The 17,665-nt window shown below is 70.9% G+C and carries 19 protein-coding genes; 10 read left to right on the forward strand and 9 right to left on the reverse strand.

Annotated elements, in window-relative coordinates; translation table 11 throughout:
* Window positions 1-30: 30 nt before the first annotated feature.
* Window positions 31-915 carry a LysR family transcriptional regulator gene (locus OHB01_RS21350; protein WP_147943398.1) on the reverse strand — a complete coding sequence of 295 codons (885 nt, stop codon included), beginning with the start codon at window positions 913-915 and terminating at the stop codon, window positions 31-33.
* 97 nt (window positions 916-1,012) lie between these two features.
* Here OHB01_RS21350 and OHB01_RS21355 point away from each other — a divergent pair, with 97 nt between their 5' ends.
* The 5 genes from OHB01_RS21355 (at window position 1,013) to OHB01_RS21375 (ending at window position 4,992) form a co-directional block, all read left to right on the forward strand.
* The gene (locus OHB01_RS21355) at window positions 1,013-1,879 is read left to right on the forward strand and encodes a 4-hydroxy-tetrahydrodipicolinate synthase (RefSeq protein ID WP_328853880.1); all 867 of its coding nucleotides are present in this window, start codon (window positions 1,013-1,015) and stop codon (window positions 1,877-1,879) included.
* Between the two features lie 65 nt (window positions 1,880-1,944).
* Entirely contained in the window at window positions 1,945-2,430 is a 486-nt protein-coding gene (locus OHB01_RS21360) for a MarR family winged helix-turn-helix transcriptional regulator (RefSeq protein ID WP_147943397.1), read from the forward strand.
* 76 nt (window positions 2,431-2,506) lie between these two features.
* On the forward strand, window positions 2,507-3,937 hold the full coding sequence (locus tag OHB01_RS21365) for an MFS transporter (RefSeq protein ID WP_205830691.1): 1,431 nt from the start codon (window positions 2,507-2,509) through the stop codon (window positions 3,935-3,937).
* Window positions 3,938-4,228: 291 nt separating this feature from the next.
* On the forward strand, window positions 4,229-4,513 hold the full coding sequence (locus OHB01_RS21370) for a hypothetical protein (protein ID WP_328853881.1): 285 nt from the start codon (window positions 4,229-4,231) through the stop codon (window positions 4,511-4,513).
* A 113-nt stretch (window positions 4,514-4,626) separates the two neighbouring features.
* Window positions 4,627-4,992, forward strand: coding sequence for a ClpX C4-type zinc finger protein (locus OHB01_RS21375; RefSeq protein ID WP_328853882.1), 366 nt, complete (start codon window positions 4,627-4,629; stop codon window positions 4,990-4,992).
* A 327-nt stretch (window positions 4,993-5,319) separates the two neighbouring features.
* Here the strand turns inward: OHB01_RS21375 and OHB01_RS21380 are convergent, their stop codons facing one another.
* The gene (locus OHB01_RS21380; protein ID WP_142649908.1) at window positions 5,320-5,754 is read right to left on the reverse strand and encodes an ester cyclase; all 435 of its coding nucleotides are present in this window, start codon (window positions 5,752-5,754) and stop codon (window positions 5,320-5,322) included.
* A 171-nt stretch (window positions 5,755-5,925) separates the two neighbouring features.
* On the opposite strand from OHB01_RS21380, the gene OHB01_RS21385 reads away from it, so the two are divergent.
* Together OHB01_RS21385 and OHB01_RS21390 are read left to right on the forward strand one after the other, a co-directional pair.
* Window positions 5,926-6,900, forward strand: a complete 975-nt coding sequence (locus OHB01_RS21385) for a GlxA family transcriptional regulator (protein WP_142649907.1) — start codon at window positions 5,926-5,928, stop codon at window positions 6,898-6,900.
* Window positions 6,897-7,520 (forward strand): DJ-1/PfpI family protein, encoded by a 624-nt coding sequence (locus OHB01_RS21390; protein WP_142649906.1) that lies wholly within the window; start codon window positions 6,897-6,899, stop codon window positions 7,518-7,520. The genes OHB01_RS21385 and OHB01_RS21390 overlap by 4 nt, the downstream gene beginning before the upstream one ends.
* A 254-nt stretch (window positions 7,521-7,774) precedes the next feature.
* Here the strand turns inward: OHB01_RS21390 and OHB01_RS21395 are convergent, their stop codons facing one another.
* The 7 genes from OHB01_RS21395 to OHB01_RS21425 form a co-directional block, all read right to left on the reverse strand.
* On the reverse strand, window positions 7,775-9,181 hold the full coding sequence (locus OHB01_RS21395) for an NtaA/DmoA family FMN-dependent monooxygenase (protein ID WP_142649905.1): 1,407 nt from the start codon (window positions 9,179-9,181) through the stop codon (window positions 7,775-7,777).
* Between the two features lie 11 nt (window positions 9,182-9,192).
* Entirely contained in the window at window positions 9,193-10,290 is a 1,098-nt protein-coding gene (locus tag OHB01_RS21400) for an LLM class flavin-dependent oxidoreductase (protein ID WP_147943396.1), read from the reverse strand.
* A gap of 150 nt (window positions 10,291-10,440) precedes the next feature.
* Window positions 10,441-11,493: an LLM class flavin-dependent oxidoreductase gene (locus tag OHB01_RS21405; protein ID WP_328709498.1), complete on the reverse strand. Its 1,053-nt coding sequence runs from the start codon at window positions 11,491-11,493 to the stop codon at window positions 10,441-10,443.
* Between the two features lie 96 nt (window positions 11,494-11,589).
* A complete protein-coding gene (locus OHB01_RS21410) occupies window positions 11,590-11,730 on the reverse strand; it encodes a hypothetical protein (protein ID WP_328853883.1) in 141 nt (46 codons plus the stop codon).
* Window positions 11,731-11,969: 239 nt separating this feature from the next.
* The gene (locus OHB01_RS21415) at window positions 11,970-12,449 is read right to left on the reverse strand and encodes a GntR family transcriptional regulator (RefSeq protein ID WP_142649902.1); all 480 of its coding nucleotides are present in this window, start codon (window positions 12,447-12,449) and stop codon (window positions 11,970-11,972) included.
* 94 nt (window positions 12,450-12,543) lie between these two features.
* The gene (locus tag OHB01_RS21420) at window positions 12,544-13,221 is read right to left on the reverse strand and encodes a JAB domain-containing protein (protein ID WP_142649901.1); all 678 of its coding nucleotides are present in this window, start codon (window positions 13,219-13,221) and stop codon (window positions 12,544-12,546) included.
* Between the two features lie 52 nt (window positions 13,222-13,273).
* Window positions 13,274-14,011, reverse strand: a complete 738-nt coding sequence (locus tag OHB01_RS21425; RefSeq protein WP_142649900.1) for a GntR family transcriptional regulator — start codon at window positions 14,009-14,011, stop codon at window positions 13,274-13,276.
* Between the two features lie 221 nt (window positions 14,012-14,232).
* Here OHB01_RS21425 and OHB01_RS21430 point away from each other — a divergent pair, with 221 nt between their 5' ends.
* From OHB01_RS21430 to OHB01_RS21440, 3 genes are all read left to right on the forward strand, one after another.
* Window positions 14,233-14,445 (forward strand): hypothetical protein, encoded by a 213-nt coding sequence (locus OHB01_RS21430; protein ID WP_240971803.1) that lies wholly within the window; start codon window positions 14,233-14,235, stop codon window positions 14,443-14,445.
* A gap of 474 nt (window positions 14,446-14,919) precedes the next feature.
* Window positions 14,920-15,834 carry a 4-hydroxy-tetrahydrodipicolinate synthase gene (gene dapA / locus OHB01_RS21435; protein ID WP_328853884.1) on the forward strand — a complete coding sequence of 305 codons (915 nt, stop codon included), beginning with the start codon at window positions 14,920-14,922 and terminating at the stop codon, window positions 15,832-15,834.
* Between the two features lie 95 nt (window positions 15,835-15,929).
* Window positions 15,930-17,615, forward strand: coding sequence for a ribonuclease J (locus OHB01_RS21440; RefSeq protein WP_328853885.1), 1,686 nt, complete (start codon window positions 15,930-15,932; stop codon window positions 17,613-17,615).
* Window positions 17,616-17,665: the final 50 nt, after the last annotated feature.

Raw genomic sequence — 17,665 nt, forward strand, 5'->3', positions numbered from 1 at the left:
AGCGCGCCCAACCTTTCGGAACCACTCGTCCTAGCGGACGGCGGAACGCAGGGCCGCGATCAGCGCGACGACGGCGGGATGGCCGCCGGCGCCCCGGCGGAAGGCCACGCGGGTGCGGCGGCGCATCGACAGCGCGGTCAGCGTGACGCCGTCGGGCGGGTCGGCGGCGCCCAGCTCCGGCACGAGCGCCACGCCCTGCCCGACGGCGACCATCGCCAGGACCGTGGCGAAGTCGTCGATGTGGTGGCGTACGCGTGGGGAGAAGCCGGCCGCCTGGCAGGCGCGCACGGTCATCGTGTGGCAGAGGGTGCCCGGCGTCGAGACGATCCACGGCGCGTCTCGGCAGGTGAGGAGCGTGGCCGCGTCCCCCTCCCCGCCGGCGGGGCGGACGGTGGCCAGATACATCGGTTCGTCGAGAAGGGGGACGGCGTCCAGGGCGAGATCGGGCTCGGCCGGGACGAAGTCGTACTCATGGACCAGCGCCACGTCGAGCTCGCCGGCGCGCAGGCGCGGCGCGACCTCGGCCGGGTCCACCTCGTCCACCATCGGGTCGAGGCCCGGATGGCTGCGGGCGAGCGCCGCCAGGGCCGAGGGGAGGATGGCGCGGGTCGCAGTGGGAAAGGCGCCGATCCGCACGGTCCCGGATAAGTCCCCCTTGGCCGCGGCGAGCTCCGCCGCCGCCTGCTCCAGCCGTTCGAGCACGGCCTCCGCGTGCCGTACGAGTGTCACCCCGGCGGGGGTGAGCGCGACCCGGCGTCCGGTGCGTTCCAGCAGGGCGACCCCCGCCTCGCGCTCCAGCGCGGCGAGCTGCTGGGAGACGGCCGAGGGAGTGAACGTCAGCGCCTCGGCCACCGCGGCGATCGTGCCCCGGTAGGCGAGCTCGCGGAGCAGGCGCAGCCTGCGGACGTCGAGCATCAGCGCGGGAAGTGGACGTCGAGCATCGGCTCAGCTTAACGGTTTCGACAGAAAGGCGAACTGGACCTACATGCTCTGCCGCCGGAAGGATCGCGGCATGACTCTTTCCGGCATCCATGTCCCGCTGATCACCCCGTTCGCCGAGAACGGCGAGATCGCCTTCGACGCGCTCGAAGACCTGGCCCGCGGCGTGCTCGACGACGGTGCGTCCGGGCTCGTCGCGCTCGGCACCACCGCGGAGGTCGCCACGCTGACCGAGCAGGAGCGGCGCGCGGTCATCGAGCTGTGCGGCCGGGTCTGCCGTGAGCGGGGCGCCACGCTCACCGTCGGCGCTGGCTCGGCCGACACGCGGAGCACGGCCGAGGCGCTGCGCGCGCTCAAGGGGGAGGCCGACGCGGCGCTGGTGACGGTTCCCGCGTTCGTCCGCCCATCCGAGGCCGGTGTGCTCGCCCACTTCGCCGCGCTGGCCGAGCAGACCCCGGTGCCGCTGGTCGTCTACAACATCCCCTATCGCACCGGGCAGACGGTGGGCGCGGCCACGCTGCGGCGGCTGGGCGAGCTGCCCATGGTGGCCGGGGTGAAGCACGCCGTCGGCGGCGTCGACCTCGACACGGTCGCCCTGCTCGCCGACCCGCCGGAGGACTTCGCGGTGCTCGCCGGGGACGACCCGTTCCTGTCCGCGCTGCTCGCCCTGGGCGCCTCCGGTGGCATCCTCGCCTCCGCCCACCTGCGCACCGGTGAGTTCGCCGCGCTCTTCCAGGCGTGGCGGGCCGGGGACGTCGAGCACGCCCGCGCCCTCGGGCACCGGCTGTCGCTCATGTCGGCGGCCATGTTCGCCGAGCCCAACCCCACCGTGCTGAAGGGCGTCCTGCACGCCCAGGGCCACATTCCCACCGCCGCCGTACGGCTCCCGCTCGTCCCGGCGAGCGCGACGTCCGTCGAGGCGGCCCTACGGACGGTGTGACCCGGTGTGACGTGGTGTGACCTTTGCGGATAATCCGCAAGCGGACGAATTGGTAGCCTGGACGCATGACCGCCATGGCGCCCTCACGTGACGAGCCCGACCTGTCCTTCCTGCTCGACCACACCAGCCACGTGCTGCGAACGCGGATGGCGGCGGCCCTCGCCGAGATCGGCCTGACGGCGCGCATGCACTGCGTGCTCGTCCACGCGCTGCAGGAGGAGCGTACGCAGATCCAGCTCGCCGAGCTGGGCGACATGGACAAGACCACGATGGTGGTCACCCTCGACGCCCTGGAGCAGGCCGGTCTCGCCGAGCGCCGGCCGTCCAGCACCGACCGGCGGGCCCGGATCGTCGCGGTCACGGAGAAGGGGGCGCAGGTGGCCAAGCGGAGCCAGGAGATCGTCGACAGGGTCCACCGGGACGCCCTCGCGTCGCTGCCCGAGGAGGAGGCGGAGGTGCTCGTGCGCGCGCTCAACCGGCTGGTCACGGGGCACCTGGCGACCGCGGTGGAGGCGCCGCAACCGGTGAGGCGGGCGCGCCAGCGCGGGTGACCGGTCCGTTAGGGATCGTCTACAACAAAACTATCTGCTACGGTTCTTTCTGTTCCTCATGAACAGGAGGCGACCCATGTCGCGGATATCCCGATCCCGTCTGCTCGTGCTGGGCGTGCTGTCCGCCACGATGCTGATGACGGTGCTCGACGGCAGCATCGTTACCGTGGCCATGCCCGCCATCCAGCGGGACCTCGGCTTCGCGCCCGCCGAGCTGAGCTGGACCGTCAACGCCTACCTCATCGCGTTCGGCGGACTGCTCCTGCTGGCCGGTCGGCTGGGCGACCTGATCGGCCGCCGGACCATGTTCCTGGCGGGCAACGCCGTCTTCGCCGCCGCGTCCCTGCTCGCCGGAGCCGCCGGCAGCCCGGGGATGCTGATCGGCGCCCGCTTCCTCCAGGGCGTCGGCAGCGCCATGGCCTCGGCGGTCGTGCTCGGCATCCTGGTGACGACGTTCACGGACGCGGGGGAGCGGGCGAAGGCCATCGGCGTCTTCAGCTTCACCGGCGCCGCCGGGGCGTCGCTGGGCGCGGTGCTCGGCGGAGTCCTCACCGACGCGCTGGGCTGGAACTACATCTTCCTGATCAACGTGCCGATCGGCGTGGTCACGATCGTGCTGGCGCTCCGGGCGCTGCCGGCCGACCGGGGGCTCGGCCTGGCGGCCGGCGCGGACGCCCTGGGCGCCCTGCTGGTCACGGCCGGTCTCATGCTGGGCATCTACGCCGTGGTCCAGATCGAGCGGTATGGCCCGCGCTCCCTGTGGTTCGGTGTGATGGCGCTCGTGCTGCTGGCCGCGTTCCTCGTCCGGCAGGCCACCGCCCGCACCCCGCTCATGCCGCTGCGGATCCTCCGCTCACGCGCCGTCGCCGGGGCCAACCTCGTGCAGGTGCTGACCGTGGGCGCGATGTTCGCCTTCCAGGTCATCGTCGCGCTGTTCCTGCAGCATGTGCTCCGCTATGACGCGTTCGGCACCGGGCTGGCCATGCTTCCGGCGGCGGTGTCCATCGCGGGGGTGTCGCTGTTCGCGTCCCCTCGCCTGAGCACCCGCTTCGGCGCGCGTGCCGTACTGCTGGGCGGCCTGGTGCTGCTGATCGGTGCGATGGCCTGGCTCGCCCGCGTCCCTGTCGACGCGCATTACGTGACCGATCTGCTTCCCGTGATGGTGCTCATCATGGGCGCCGGGCTGGTGCTTCCGGCGCTGACCGCGCTCGGCATGTCCGACGCCCGCCCCGACGACGCGGGCCTGGTCTCGGGGTTCTTCAACACGACCCAGCAGGTCGGCATGGCCGCCGGCGTCGCCCTGCTGTCCACGCTCGCCGCCTCCCGTACGGACGGGCTGCTGGCGGGCGGGGCGAGCGAGGCGGTCGCGCTGACCGGCGGCTACCGGCTGGCCTTCACGGTCTCCCTCGCCCTGCTGGTCGGCGCCTTCGTGGTCGCGTACGTGGTCCTGCGGCGGCCCGGGGCGGACGTGGAGCAGGCGGCGGAGCTCCAGCCCGAGGGAGTCTGAGGACCGCCCCGCCCCCGGGGCGCTGTGGCTCCGACACCGTGGCTCCAACACTGTGTGGTCAGACACTGTGGCTCCAACGCTGTGGCTTTGAAGCTGAGACTCCAAAGTTGTGACTCCAGCCAATGGGCGTCCGGCTGTCACCGGCCGGAGGCGGTGCGGCGTCCTCTCACGTGCGACCAGTGTTCCCGGAGGCAACGATGGGCGTCCCCTCGCAGGCCATGCGCGCGCCCTGGGCGCGGGTGACCACCCGCGCCCGCCTCCGGCACTGGTTCGCCCGGCCGGTGAGTGACGGTGACCGCGCCCCCGTGCGACCGGCTTCCGTACGGCGGCGCCTTCGTCGCCGGTCCGTCCCCCGACCACGGAGCCATGGTGGATTCCCAGACCGTTCTCGTCCTCGCCGGGGCCTTCTTCGGCGTCTGGCTCGTCTTCGATTACATACGCAACTACCTGTCGAAATGCCCCAAGTGCAAGGGAAGCGGCACACTCAAGGCCACCTGGTGGTCGGGGCGCTACCGGCCCTGCCCGCGCTGCGGCCGTAAGGGAGAGGTCCCGCACGCCTTCGGCCCCAAGAGCTGAGCCGGCGGCGCGGCCGCTTTCCGGGTGATCGGTTGTCAGGCTGATCCTGACGGTGTAGCTTTTGGCCGTGCACGTCAGGAACAACCTGACAGCTCACCCCCCTTGGAGGCGTCGTGCCTGTTCCTTCCCTGGCGGACCAGGACATCCGCTGCTCGTTCTGTTCCAAGCCGAAGACCGCCGTAGCCAAGGTGATCGCCGGTGCCGGCGTCTACATCTGCAACGAGTGCGTCGGGCTCTGCGCCGAGATCCTGGCGGCCCAGTCCATCGAGGCTCCGGAGATCCCGTACACCGAGAGCATGACCGACGAGCAGATCCTGGAGTTCCTTCCGCGGATCGCCGAGGTCGGCGCGCAGGTCGAGGACAACCTGAAGGTCTGGGTCCAGCGGGCGCGCGACCGGGGCGTCACCTGGGCCAGGATCGGGGCCGCGCTCGGCATGACCCGGCAGTCCGCCTGGGGCCGGTTCTCCGGCGAGGAATGACGCTCGCTCGGCCGGATTGTCGGTGCGGCCCGCCACGATGTCCCGCATGACGACGATCGATCCCCTGGCGCCGTTCCAGTGGCTCAACGGGTCTCGGTGCGGAGGCGGCGGACCGCTGGCGAGATTTTCAGCGCGGCCTTCTTTCGCGGGCTCGACCGCGCGGAGGTGGTGCGCCGCTTCAGCCCCGGCCGTGGCTCGGGCAAGGAGACGGTCGTTCGCGGTGAGATCAGCGGCGTGAGTGAGGCGTGAGGTCGTATCCGGGCGCGGTGACCGACTGCGACCGGCCGTCGTGGTCGCTTTCCGGTGCGGCTGTCGTTCCGCCGGGGCTCAGGATTCCGGCGGCGATTCGAGGTCGATGCCGAGCTGGGAGTAGAGCTCCAGCTGGTCGTAGTAGTCGCGATCGGTGACGATCTTGCCGTTCTCGACCGCGCAGGCGCAGCTGCCCCGCACCGTTATGCGACGGCCCGTCGCGGCCGCCACCCGGCCGCCCGGCAGCAGGAGCGCGCCCATGTGCGTGCCGGTCATCGTGTACTCGGTGAAGGCGGGGTCATCGCAGGGGGCCTTGTACCAGGCGGTGTAGTAGATGTCGGGGAAGACCTTGCAGAGGTCCTCGTAGGCCCAGGCGATCTGCTCATGGCCCTCCGCGATGCCCGCCGGGCTGATGTACACGGCGTCGGGCGCGTAACAGTCCAGCACGTCATAGAGGTCGTGACTGTTGATCGCGGCGAAGAGCCTGTCTTTGAGTTCTCGAGCGCTCGGCATCGTCCCGGCCACCTCCTCGGCGCCTGCTTCCGACGGCGCCGCAAAGCGTGGTTCAAATCTAACGCCATTGGTATTCAGGTGCCCGACCTGGGATGATGCTTTTGGTTATGGCGTGATGTGCAATGTTCATGTCGTTGACGCCATCAAGTCCTGGTCGCGAGCATTGAGGGCATGCAGCGACGCGTGGTCATCGTGATCTTCGATGGCTTTCAGATGTTCGACCTCGCCGGGCCGGCCGACGTCTTCTCCACGGCGAACCTGATCGTGCCGGAGGCCGGCTATCGGCTTGAGGTGACGGCCGTGCGCGCCGGGGCCATACCGGCTCAGAACGGGATCGCGACCCTCGCGGAGACCCCGCTGGCCGAGGTCGCGGGGCCGATCGACACGCTGCTGGTCGTGGGCGGGCTGTCGATGCCGGAACACCTGCGGGATCGTGAACTGGTCGCGGGCATCACACGGCTGGCGGCCGGGGCCCGGCGCGTCGCCTCCGTCTGCAACGGGAGCTTCCTGCTCGCGGAGGCCGGGCTGCTCGACGGCAGGCGCGCGACCACCCACTGGCTGGTCGCGGGCGAGCTGGCCGACCGCTACCCGGACGTCGAGGTGGACGCCGATCCCATCTACATCCGCGACGGGAACGTCTGGACCTCGGCCGGGGTCAGCTCGGGAGTGGACCTCGCCCTGGCGCTCGTGGTCGACGACCACGGCCACACGATCGCCCGGAACGTCGCCCGCGGACTCGTGGTGTATCTGCACCGGCCGGGCGGGCAGAGCCAGTTCAGCGCCCCGATGCGGGCCGCCGTCCCGCGTGCCGAGCCGCTGCGCGAGATCCAGGCGTTCATCGACGCCAACCCGGCCGAGGACCTGAGCGTGCCCGCGCTCGCCCGGCGGGCCGGGATGAGCGAGCGGCACTTCTCCCGCGTCTTCACCGAGCAGACCGGGGTCTCACCCGGCAGGTACGTCGAACGCAGCAGGGCCGACGCCGCCCGGCGGCTGCTGGAGACCACCGCGCATCCCCTGGACCGGGTGGCCAGGGAGTCGGGGCTCGGCGTCCCCGAGACCCTCTATCGGGTCTTCCGCCGTCATTGGCGCGTCTCACCCGGCGACTACCGCCGCCGGTTCCGGTCGAAGGAAAGCAGCAGATCATGAACATCGCGATTCCGCTCTATCCCCGGTTCACCGCGCTCGACGCCGTCGGGCCGTACACGGTGCTCGCGTTCGCGCCGGGCTGCACGGTCACGTTCGTCGCGGCCGAGCCCGGGCCGGTGCTCGACGACCGGGGCAGCCTGAGCCTCGCGGCCACCGCGTCGTACGGCGACCTGCCCGCGCCGGACGTGGTCGTCGTGCCGGGAGGGCCGGGGACGATCGAGGCGCTGTCCGACACGGAGTTGCTGAGCTGGATCGCACGGGCCCACGAGGGCACCCGGTGGACGACCTCGGTGTGCAGCGGCTCGTTCCTGCTGGGCGCGGCGGGGCTGCTGAAGGGCCGCAGGGCGACGACCCACTGGGGATGGCTCGACCAGCTCGCCGGGTTCGGCGCCGAGCCGGTCGGCGAGCGCGTGGTCATCGACGGCAAGATCGTGACGGCGGCGGGGGTGTCCGCCGGCATCGACATGGCCCTGAGCCTGCTGGCCGCGACGCACGACGAGGAGACGGCGCAGACCGTGCAACTCGCGATCGAGTACGACCCGCGGCCGCCCTACTCGGCAGGCAGCCCGAAGACCGCCCCGGCCGGCCTGAGCGACAAGGCGCTGGCCCTGATCGGCTGAGCCGTTCGTGCCGTCGAGCGTGTCGACCGGCACGGGCCTCGCGCCGCCCCCGCGGCTCCTCCGGGAGATTGTTCCGCATCGACCCCAGGCAACCGGTGAGGCCGCCGGGTGAACGAGGGTGATACCACCGGGCGCCTCTGGGGCGGTCCGGTGCGCGACCCTCAGGAGCGTACCGCTCGGTCATGACCCGCGGGAGCGCCTCGTCGAGACCGCCGCGTGAGGTGGTCGCCCACCTCGCGCGGCAGCCGGCCGCGCTACGTCACAGGGCCCGCCGCGTCCGGCCCTCCGGACACCGCGGGCAGGTCGAGGTGCTCGCGCAACGTCGTCCCGGTGTACTCGGTGCGGTAGGCGCCCCTGTCCTGCAACTCCGGAATCAGCTTGTTCACGATGTCCTCCAGAGAGGAGGGGAGCAGGTGCGGGCTGATGTTGAACCCGTCCACCGCACGCGTACGGACGTATCGCACCCATTCGTCGGCGACTTGCGACGCGGTGCCGACGAAGGCGCGCTCGCGCGGCGTGACCCGGCGGACGAGCTGCAGGATCGACAGGTTCTCCGCCGCGGCCTGCTCCCGCCACCGGGCGATGGTGGCGAGCTTGCCGGTGCGCCGCTCGATGGGGAGCGTGCCGCGAGAGGGGTCCAGCTCGGCCGCGCTCGGCTCGATGTCGGGCAGCGGGCCGTGCGGATCGTAGGCCGACAGGTCGGTGTTCCAGTACTGCTCCAGGAACGCGATCGCCCGGGGTGGCGAGACCTGCTCCGCGAACACCCACTCGGCGCGCTCTCTCGCCTCTTCCGGAGTGTCGCCGATGATCACCGAGGCGCCGGGCAGGATGCGCAGCGAGTCCGGCGAGCGGCCGTGACGGGCCAGCCGGGCCCGCAGATCGGCGGCGTAGGCGACGGCCTTGTCATAGTCGGTGTTGGCCGAGAACACCACGTCGGCATGACGGGCCGCCAGCTCGCGGCCGCCGTCGGAGTCGCCCGCCTGGAACAGCACCGGCCGTCCCTGGGGGCTGGCCGGAACGGTGGCGCGGGCGCGCAGCCGTACCAGGTCGGTGTCGCGTCCGACCTCGCGGATCGCGCCGGGCCGTGCCCAGGACGCCTCCTCTCCTGACTCGGCGATCGCGTCCGGCGCCCAGGACGCCCACAGCTCCTTGGCCGCCTCCACGAACTGCGTGGCCCGCTCGTAACGGCGCTCATGGGCAAGCCAGCCGCCGTGGCGGAAGTTCGCGCCCGTCCAGGCGTTGTCGGTGGTGACGATGTTCCAGCCGGCCCGTCCGCCGGACAGGAAGTCCAGGCTCGCCAGGCGGCGGGCCAGGTCGGCGGGGAAGTTGTAGGTCGTGTTCTGCGTGGCGACCAGGCCGATCCGCTCGGTCACCGCGGCGAGGGCGGAGAGCTGGGTGATCGCGTCGGGGCGGCCGGCCACGTCCAGGTCGTGCACACGTCCGCGGTTCTCCCGTACGCGGAGCCCCTCGCCGAGGAAGAACGCGTCGAACAGCCCGCGCTCCAGGAGCTGCGCGACGTGGACGAAGGTCTCGATCGCGGTGTGGGATGCGGCGTGCGGATCCGTCCAGATGAGCTGGGGGCCGACCCCGGGATAGAACACGCCGAGGTGCACCTGGGCGTGCGGGTCGTAGGGGGCGCCGGTCGGGCTGGGGGAGGTCATGGGGCGTCCCTTCAGACGGTCGCGCTCGCGACGGCGGCGAAGCGGTTGGCGGGATGGGGCAGGCCCAGCGTCGTACGGAGCGTGGCCCCGGGCACGGGCGGTGCGTGCAGGCCCGCCGCGGCGAGCGCGGGCAGCACGTCCGCGGCGAGCACCGGCAGGTCGGCGGCGAGGACGGCGGGGTGCAGGCGAACCCCGTCGACGGCCGGGGGGAGCGAACGCAGCAGTGCCACGAGCCCGCCGGCCGGTCCGGTGTAACGCAGGCGTCCCGAGTCCGGCCACGGCGTCGCCGCGTCCAGGACGGCGAGCCTCCGCGCCGCCGGTTCGGCGGCGTCGAGCACGACCTCGATCTCGGCGAACGCGAGCGCCGCGCCCGCGTCCTTGGCCTGCCGTGCCCGGCGGGCGAGCGCGTCGGGATCGGTCTCGCTCACGAGCACCACGTCGGCCAGGGCGTCGAGTTCCAGGGCGGCCGGGGCGAGCACGACGACCTGGCCCTGCGGCGGGCGCGGTGTGATGAGAGGTCCCGAGATGGTGAAGTTCGTCCCGATGTAGTTGACGTGATGGACGCGGCCGGAGTCGAGGTAGCGGCCGGTGGCCACGTCCTTGATCACCGCGTCGTCCTCCCAGGAGTCCCACAGCAGGCGGGCCACCTCGATGACGTCGGCCGCCTCACGCCGCGCGTCCTCGCCGGTGAGCGCCCGCGCCCCGATGGTGGCGAAGGCGTCGTCGCCGTCGGCCGCGCCGACCACCCAGGCCGCCCGGCCCCGGCTGGCGTGGTCCAGGCTCGCCAGCTGCGTGGCCAGGTGGAACGGCTCCGTCGTGGTCGTGTGCAGCGTGGGGGCGAGCCCGATGCCGCTGGTCAGAAGGGCGGCGAACGCGGCCCGGGTGCCCGCCTCCAGGCGCCCGGCGTCGTCCGGCGCGGGGCCGGCCGGGAGCGGGGAGTCGGCGAAGGTGGCGAGCGTGAAGCCGGCCGCCTCCGCCTCGGTGACGACCCGCCGCAGCGCCGCGGCCGTCAGCGTGTGCGCGGGTGGGCGGCCACTGTGGCGCCAGGAGGCCGGATGGGCGCCGTCTCCGTCCAGATCGACGGCGAGCGACAGGCGACGATCGGTCATGGTGGGCTCGTCCTCTTCTCTCCGTGCGGGTGTTCCTCCGCGGCGTTGCCGTCCAGCAATTAGCTGGTTATTTGGTAGGAATAGTCTGGAAGACGGATATGTTCCCGCACAAGGCGATCTTTTTCTGAGGACGCGTTCTGAGGGGCCCGGTCAGCCCGCGACCGGGGGCGCTGCCCCGTCCGGCCCTGTCGCGGGTCGCCAGCCGAGTTCGGGCCCCAGCCTCGTGGCGATGTCGGTGAGGATCTGCACGTAGTCCTCGTGGCCGAAGGTGAACGGCAGCGCGAACGCGACCTCGTCGATCTCCCGGAAGGCGGCGTGCGCGTACAGCCGCTCGGCGATTTCCGCCGAGCTGCCGACGAGATCGGGCGCGAACATCATGCGGGCAGGTCCCTGCGGTGCGGCGGTGCGGGGCGTGCGCTTGGCGGCGTACTCCTCGTACTTGGCCCGCTGCTCCGGCGTCGCCGTGTCGGTGGGGATGACGACCAGCCCCTGGGAGACGCGGGCCTTCTGCCCGTCGGGGTGGCGGTCGCGGAACTCCCGAATGTGGGAGAGCTGGATCTCGGCGAAGTCCTCCGACTCCTCCGCCTTGACGACGCTGCTGGTCAGGAAGTTCATGCCGTGTTCGCCCGCCCATCGGGCCGAGCGGAGGCTGGCGCCGCCGTACCACATGCGATCGCCCAGCCCCGGCGAGTGCGGCTGGACCCGGTCGGAGAAGACCTCGAACCCCTCGGTGCCGCTGAAATCGGTGACCGGCTCGCCGCGTACGAAGGACAGCAACCGGCGCACCCGCTCGTAACTGAAGTCCTCCAGGTCGGCGGTCCCGGGGTGGAGCGCGTCCTTGACCTGGTCGTAGTGCATCGGGGGCCCGACGCTGACGCCCGGGTTGAGCCGGCCCCCGGACAGGATGTCCACCGTGGCAAGGTCTTCGGCGAGCCGTAGCGGGTTCTCCCAGCCGAGGGGGGTGACCGCCGTCCCCAGCTCGATGCGGGTGGTGCGCTGGGAGGCCGCCGCCAGGATGGCGACCGGGGAGGAGATGCCGTACTGCAGATGGCGGTGCCGCACCCAGGCGCTGTCGAAACCGAGCCGCTCGCCCAGCTCGATGATCCGCAGCGTCGACTCGTGTCCCGGGCGCGGGTCGTCCCCGTCGAACAGTCCGATGGTCAGAAAACCCAGCTTGCGCAGTGGTTGTGTGGGCACCGGCATGATGACCTTCCTCCTCTTTGTCCAAAGCCAACCAGGAATGAGGGGAAATAATTGCCGGGGCCCGGCGGCTCCGCAACACTCGACGTCCTCGCTGGTCTACGACCGGCCGGCCGGTGCGCCGAACGGCCCGGCGTAGTCCGCGCGGCGCCGCCTGATGACGGTCTCGACCACGATCAGGTTGACGACCCAGCCCAGCGTCTGCCCGACCGGGATCATCGAGTGCGCGAGCTCTCCCATCGCTTCGGCCCCGCGGAAGGGGCCTGCACCAGCAGGAGCAGGGGAACGAGGACGCGCGCGGTGACGGCGAGGAACGCCGAGGAGATAGGCCCGGCCGAGCGCCCGGTGGACTCGCCTGCGAGCCCGCACCTTGGGCATGAACTGCAGGGAGCCGAGCACGGCCGCGAACGCGCCACGGAAGCCTTCACGCAGACAGCAAGGCGGCGTCGGGTTGGTCAGGCGGCGCTCGGGTGGTGCGATCAGTCCTTCGGCCAGTTGTCTGGGGAAGACACATAAGTGCCGCGATGGGGAACGGTGAACACCCATCCCTGCTTGCGAAGGAAGTCCACGGCGTTGCGAGCGGTGGCCTTGGCGACGCCGTACTGCTTCATCAGCGCCTTCTCCGGCGGAATGCGCCGATTCGGCACGAGGTCTCCGTTGCGGATCTGTTCCAGGATCTCGGCCGCTATGCGCTGGTAGACAGGCGTCCGTTCGGCTGACCGTGGAGTGCCCGGCTGTCCGACGAACGTTCCTTCGCCTTGGACGGTGTAGACGAGGCCCTGCTCGCGAAGCTCCCGGGTGACGCGTCGTGCCGTGAGGCGGGCGATGCCGTATTCGGCTTCCATCTCGGTCTCGCTCGGGACGGCGTCGCCCGGCTCGAGCTCGCCGTGATCGATCTGCTCTCGGATGATCTCGGCGATCTGTTTGTAGATCGGCACCGGACCGTCGCGATCAATCATGAAGGAATGATAGACGAAACCGGACGTCTACCTACAAAGCAGACAACCACCGGCGAGATGTATAGGAGTAGTAGACCGCTATAGCTAATATGGTCTACGCGTCGTCGACCTGGCCGTCAGACGCGATCCGGCGCCAGGCGGTGTCGGTGACGATCACGTGGTCGAGGAAGCGGAGGCCGACGGTGTCGGCGGCCTCGTGGAGGCGGGCCGTGACCTCGACGTCGGCGGGGCTGGGGTCGAGCGATCCGCTCGGGTGGTTGTGGGCGAGGCCGAAGGCGGCACCGCCGGAGAGGAGGACGGTCGTGACGATGTCGCGGACGGGCGCGGGAGTGTGGTCGCTGCCGCCCTCGGTGACAACGGTCCGGCGGAGCACGGCGCCGCGGCCGTCGCACACGATCACGACGAGCCGCTCGCGCGGCTGTCCGTGCAGCAGGGGAGCGGCAGCCGAAGCGATGTCGGCCGAGCAGGTGATCCGGCTTCGCTCCGGCTCCGCCTGGGCCCGCCGTACGAGATGGAACGCGGCCGCCACACGGGCGGCCTTGGCGGGGCCCACACCTGGGACGGCGAGCAGCCGGTGGGCCTCGGAACGGGCAAGCTCCCCGAGGTCGCCACAGTGGGCGATGAGCTGGGAGGCGAGTTCGACGGCGCTCACGCCCCTGCTGCCCGAGCCGAGCAGCAGGGCGAGCAACTCCCTGTCGGCGAGCGCGGCGGCTCCCGACGTCAGCAGCCGCTCACGCGGCTGGTCGGCCAGGGGCATGTCCTTGACGCGCATCGGCACCTCCGGATGGGGGATCCGGATTGGTTGTACCAGTGGGCACCGACAGTCAGAGGGGGCTGGGAATGCCGTAGACCAGCCGGAACCTGTCGCCGGGCACCACGGCGTCGCTGGTCTCGACCGGGCGCTCCCCGGTCCAGTACGTACGCTCGATCTGGAGCACCTGGACGCCGGCGGGCAGTTCGAGCAGGTCGCTCTCGGTCGGCTGGGGGACACGGATGAGCACGCTCTCGCTGATCTCCGTGACGGGCAGGCCGCTCGCCGCGAGCCGGAAGGCCGCGCTCCTGCGTTCGTACGTGCCCTCTTCGGGCGCCTGGCTCTGGCCGGGCTCGATCGGCTCGTACGAGGTGAGCAACTGCACCGGGCGGCCGTCCCCGCGGAAGATGTAGCGGGTTCTGATCACCGGGCTGCATTCCCCGATGCGGAGCCGGCGGGCGATGTCGGGAGGAGCGTCGGTGAGCTCGCTGCGCCAGCTCCAGCTGGGTTGTCGGCCGCCCGCCTGCATGTCGCTCGCGAAGGCGGCGTGCGGTTCGGGATAGCGGCTGCGGTGGAGCGGGAGCAGGATCGGTTTCTCCCGCACCCGGTGGCCGGAGCCCACCCGGCCGATGATGAGGCCCTCCTGGGCGAGCACGCGCAGCGCGTGGCGGGCGGCCGTTTCTCCGACGCTGTATTTCCGGGTGATCTGGTGCCGCGAGGGGATCGGTGCGCCCGGGGGGAGCGTGCCGTCGACGATCTGGCGGCGAATGTCCTCGACTACGCGCAGGTAGACCGGATCAGAGTTTGCCATCAATCCATCCCTGAGGGGGTGACGGGTCCTCCAAATCTTGGCGTATTCGCCGGGCGACCGAGAGTGACGGGGATGGCCTGTGACTCCAACTTTACCTGGTGAAAGGGCTGCTAATGGGTGATTGTGCCGCTAAGCGGCCAGGTGCTGATATTCCCCTTCCACCGCCCTATCACGGTATCCATGCCAGCCCTCCACGGGACGGGCACAAGCGGATCAAATGGATGCAGCCCACCAACCGCAGCGATCGCGTACGGGTGCGCCGACACACGTGCGAGTGCAAGCCGACGATCTATGAGCTGTGCGCGGCGGGCGGTCTGTTGTTCATCCGGCGGACGACCCGGGGCAAGAACCCGGAGGTCCGCGAGACCGAGCGGCTCGTGGCCGCGCGCATGGAGGAGCTGTGGGTGCGGCTCCTCGCAGGCGAGGTCCACTGACGTGGTCGCGGCCTCCCGCCGCGTCCCGCCGCCCGCCCCGAAGGGGCTCGAAGGCCAGCGCTAACCCGTAAGGGCACGCGAAGGCTCGCGCGAAAACCGTGCAGGCCGGCGGAGGCTCCGCCAACCTGTGGAGGCCCGCGCGGGTTCGCGAAAACCCGTGAAGGCCCGCGGGCTCGCGAAAGACCCCCGAGGCCCCCCAGGAGACCCCTCGAAGACCGCTCGAAGACCCCGAAGATCCCCTAAGAACCCCCGGAGGTGCAGAAGCCGCTGTTCGCGGCCTTCCGGAAAATTCTCGCCAGCGGCGTGTAACGTCCGCGTAAGACGCGGCGATTTTCGGTTAGAGGTCGCTGATGTGTGTACCCCCGAGCACATATCGGCGGCCTCTTCCGCTGTCAGCGCCGCTCACGGGGCGGTACTGGACATAACGGGGTGGCGAGGTCCATCACTCCTGCGGATCCGGGTACCGTTCGGTCTATGGCATCGCCTACTGGAACCTCCGACGCCCCCTTCGGCCGCACGCTGACCGCCATGGTCACACCGTTCACCTCTGACGGCGCCGTCGACTATGAGGGCGTCCAGCGGCTCGCCGCCTATCTCGTGGACGAGCAGCGCAACGACGGCCTGGTCGTCAGTGGCACGACAGGGGAGTCCCCCACCACCTCCGACGAGGAGAAGGACCGAATCCTGCGCGCGGTCGTCGAGGCCGTCGGCGACCGGGCCACCGTCGTGGCCGGTGCCGGCACCAACGACACGCGGCACAGCGCCGAGCTGGCCAGGGCCGCCGAGCGCGCCGGTGCGCACGGTCTCCTGGTGGTGACCCCCTACTACAACAAACCGCCGCAGGAGGGTCTGCTCCGGCACTTCACGGCCGTCGCCGACGCGACCGGCCTGCCGGTGATGCTGTACGACATCCCGGGCCGAGCCGGGGTGCCCATCACGATCGAGACCCTGTTCCGGCTGGCCGAGCACCCGCGCATCGCCGCCGTCAAGGACGCCAAGGGCGACCTGTTCACGGGCTCGCAGGTGATGGCCTCCACCGATCTCGTCTTCTACTCCGGCGACGACCTGCTGAACCTGCCGTGGCTTTCCGTCGGCGCGGCCGGGTACGTCAGCGTGGTGGGCCACGTGGTGGGCGCCGAGCTGGCCGCGATGGTCGACTCCTACCGGTCCGGTGATGTCGAGAACGCTTTGGCCGTCCACCGTCAGCTCCTTCCGGTGGTCTCGGCGATCATGACCCGCACCCAGGGGGCGATCATGGTCAAGGCGGCGTTGAAGCTGGTGGGCCAGGACGCGGGATACGTCCGGCCGCCGCTCGTGGACGCCACGGAGGAGCAGACGACAGCGCTTCGGGAGGACCTCATCACGGGGGGCCTCAAGCTTGTGGATTAGATCAACAGATGGAGCCGAATGAGCGACTTGATCAGAAGGAACGACGATAGGGAACTGCGCGCGCACGGCGAGCGGCCCGGGGCGGAGGGCGCGGAATGAGTCATCCGCATCCCGAACTCGGTCCGCCTCCGGCGCTGCCGGAAAACGGCCTGCGCATCGTGGCGCTGGGCGGCCTCGGTGAGATCGGCCGCAACATGGCGGTGTTCGAGTATGACGGCCGCCTGCTCGTGGTGGACTGCGGTGTGCTGTTCCCCGAGCCCGACCAGCCGGGCGTCGATCTCATCCTGCCCGACTTCGACTACATACGGGGGCGGCTCGACGACATCGAGGCGCTCGTGCTCACGCACGCCCACGAGGACCACATCGGCGCGGTGCCCTACCTGCTGCGCGAGCGGCGCGACATCCCGATCGTCGGTTCGCGGCTGACGCTCGGGCTCATCGAGAGCAAGCTGACCGAGCACCGGATGCAGCCGGTCAAGGTCGAGGTGGTCGAGGGCGAGCGGCGCACGTTCGGGCCGTTCGAGTGCGAGTTCGTCTCGGTCAACCACTCGATCCCCGACGCGCTGGCCGTGGCGATCCGCACCCCTGCGGGCCTCGTCCTCCACACCGGCGACTTCAAGATGGACCAGCTTCCGCTGGACGGGCGGCTGACCGACCTCGGGGCGTTCGCCCGGCTCGGGGCCGAGGGCGTCGACCTGCTGATGTCCGACTCCACCAACTCCGAGGTGCCGGGCTTCGTCACCAGCGAGCGGGAGATCGCGCCGGTCATCGACGACGTCTTCCGCAGCGCGACCAAGCGGATCATCGTTGCGAGCTTCGCCTCGCACATCCACCGCGTGCAGCAGATCATGGACGCGGCCGAGAAGCACGGCCGCAAGGTCGCGCTCATCGGCAGGTCGATGGTGCGCAACATGGGCGTGGCGCGCGAGCTGGGCTACCTGAAGGTGCCCGGTGGCCTGCTCGTGGACTCCCGGGAGATCGAGGAGTGGCCGCCGGAGGACGTGGTGCTGATCTGCACCGGCTCCCAGGGCGAGCCGATGGCCGCGCTGTCGCGCATGGCCAACCGCGACCACCCGATCAGGATCGCCGAGGGCGACACCGTCCTGCTCGCCTCGTCGCTCGTGCCGGGCAACGAGACGGCGGTCAGCAAGGTCATCAACGGCCTCAACCGGTGGGGCGCGCGGGTGGTCCACAAGGGCAACGCGCGGGTGCACGTCTCCGGGCACGCCGCCGCGGGCGAGCTGCTGTACGTGCTCAACCTCACCAAGCCGTCCAACTTCATGCCCGTACACGGGGAGTGGCGGCACCTGCGGGCGCACGCCAGGCTCGCCGAGCTGACCGGCGTCCCCCGGGAGAACATCGTGATCGCCGAGGACGGCGTGGTCGTCGACCTCGTCGACGGCCAGGCGAGGATCACCGGCGCGGTTCCGTGCGGGTACGTCTTCGTAGACGGCACCTCGGTGGGCGACATCACGGACGTGGCGCTCAAGGACCGGCGGATCCTGGGCGACGAGGGGTTCATCTCCATCGTCGTCGTGGTCGACTCCACCACGGGGAAGCTCACCGGGGGCCCGGAGATCACCGCGCGCGGCTCGGGCATCGACCCCGACGCGTTCGACGCGGTCATCCCGCAGATCGAGGTCGCGCTGCAGGAGGTCGCCGCGTCCGGAGTGGCCGACGAGCTGCAGATCCGCCGGACCATCAGGCGTACGGTGGGGCGCTGGGTGAGCGACACCTACCGCCGCCGCCCGATGATCATCCCGGTGGTCGTCGAGGTCTGACGGGTTTATCCCGTTGTACTCGGAGACGGGCGTGGCGTAGCGTCCCGCCC

The organism is Microbispora hainanensis (assembly GCF_036186745.1).
Lineage (GTDB): Bacteria > Actinomycetota > Actinomycetes > Streptosporangiales > Streptosporangiaceae > Microbispora.

Excerpts from the sequence above, each read along its gene's own strand:
- OHB01_RS21350 (WP_147943398.1), bottom strand. The coding sequence starts at position 915 with ATGCTCGACGTCCGCAGGCTGCGCCTGCTCCGCGAGCTCGCCTACCGG.
- OHB01_RS21440 (WP_328853885.1), top strand. The coding sequence starts at position 15,930 with ATGAGTCATCCGCATCCCGAACTCGGTCCGCCTCCGGCGCTGCCGGAA.
- OHB01_RS21405 (WP_328709498.1), bottom strand. The coding sequence starts at position 11,493 with ATGCCGGTGCCCACACAACCACTGCGCAAGCTGGGTTTTCTGACCATC.
- OHB01_RS21395 (WP_142649905.1), bottom strand. The coding sequence starts at position 9,181 with ATGACCTCCCCCAGCCCGACCGGCGCCCCCTACGACCCGCACGCCCAG.
- OHB01_RS21380 (WP_142649908.1), bottom strand. The coding sequence starts at position 5,754 with ATGCCGAGCGCTCGAGAACTCAAAGACAGGCTCTTCGCCGCGATCAAC.
- OHB01_RS21415 (WP_142649902.1), bottom strand. The coding sequence starts at position 12,449 with ATGATTGATCGCGACGGTCCGGTGCCGATCTACAAACAGATCGCCGAG.
- OHB01_RS21420 (WP_142649901.1), bottom strand. The coding sequence starts at position 13,221 with ATGCGCGTCAAGGACATGCCCCTGGCCGACCAGCCGCGTGAGCGGCTG.
- OHB01_RS21355 (WP_328853880.1), top strand. The coding sequence starts at position 1,013 with ATGACTCTTTCCGGCATCCATGTCCCGCTGATCACCCCGTTCGCCGAG.
- OHB01_RS21410 (WP_328853883.1), bottom strand. The coding sequence starts at position 11,730 with ATGGGAGAGCTCGCGCACTCGATGATCCCGGTCGGGCAGACGCTGGGC.
- OHB01_RS21430 (WP_240971803.1), top strand. The coding sequence starts at position 14,233 with ATGCAGCCCACCAACCGCAGCGATCGCGTACGGGTGCGCCGACACACG.
- OHB01_RS21400 (WP_147943396.1), bottom strand. The coding sequence starts at position 10,290 with ATGACCGATCGTCGCCTGTCGCTCGCCGTCGATCTGGACGGAGACGGC.
- OHB01_RS21365 (WP_205830691.1), top strand. The coding sequence starts at position 2,507 with ATGTCGCGGATATCCCGATCCCGTCTGCTCGTGCTGGGCGTGCTGTCC.
- OHB01_RS21360 (WP_147943397.1), top strand. The coding sequence starts at position 1,945 with ATGACCGCCATGGCGCCCTCACGTGACGAGCCCGACCTGTCCTTCCTG.
- OHB01_RS21385 (WP_142649907.1), top strand. The coding sequence starts at position 5,926 with ATGCAGCGACGCGTGGTCATCGTGATCTTCGATGGCTTTCAGATGTTC.
- OHB01_RS21425 (WP_142649900.1), bottom strand. The coding sequence starts at position 14,011 with ATGGCAAACTCTGATCCGGTCTACCTGCGCGTAGTCGAGGACATTCGC.
- OHB01_RS21390 (WP_142649906.1), top strand. The coding sequence starts at position 6,897 with ATGAACATCGCGATTCCGCTCTATCCCCGGTTCACCGCGCTCGACGCC.
- dapA (WP_328853884.1), top strand. The coding sequence starts at position 14,920 with ATGGCATCGCCTACTGGAACCTCCGACGCCCCCTTCGGCCGCACGCTG.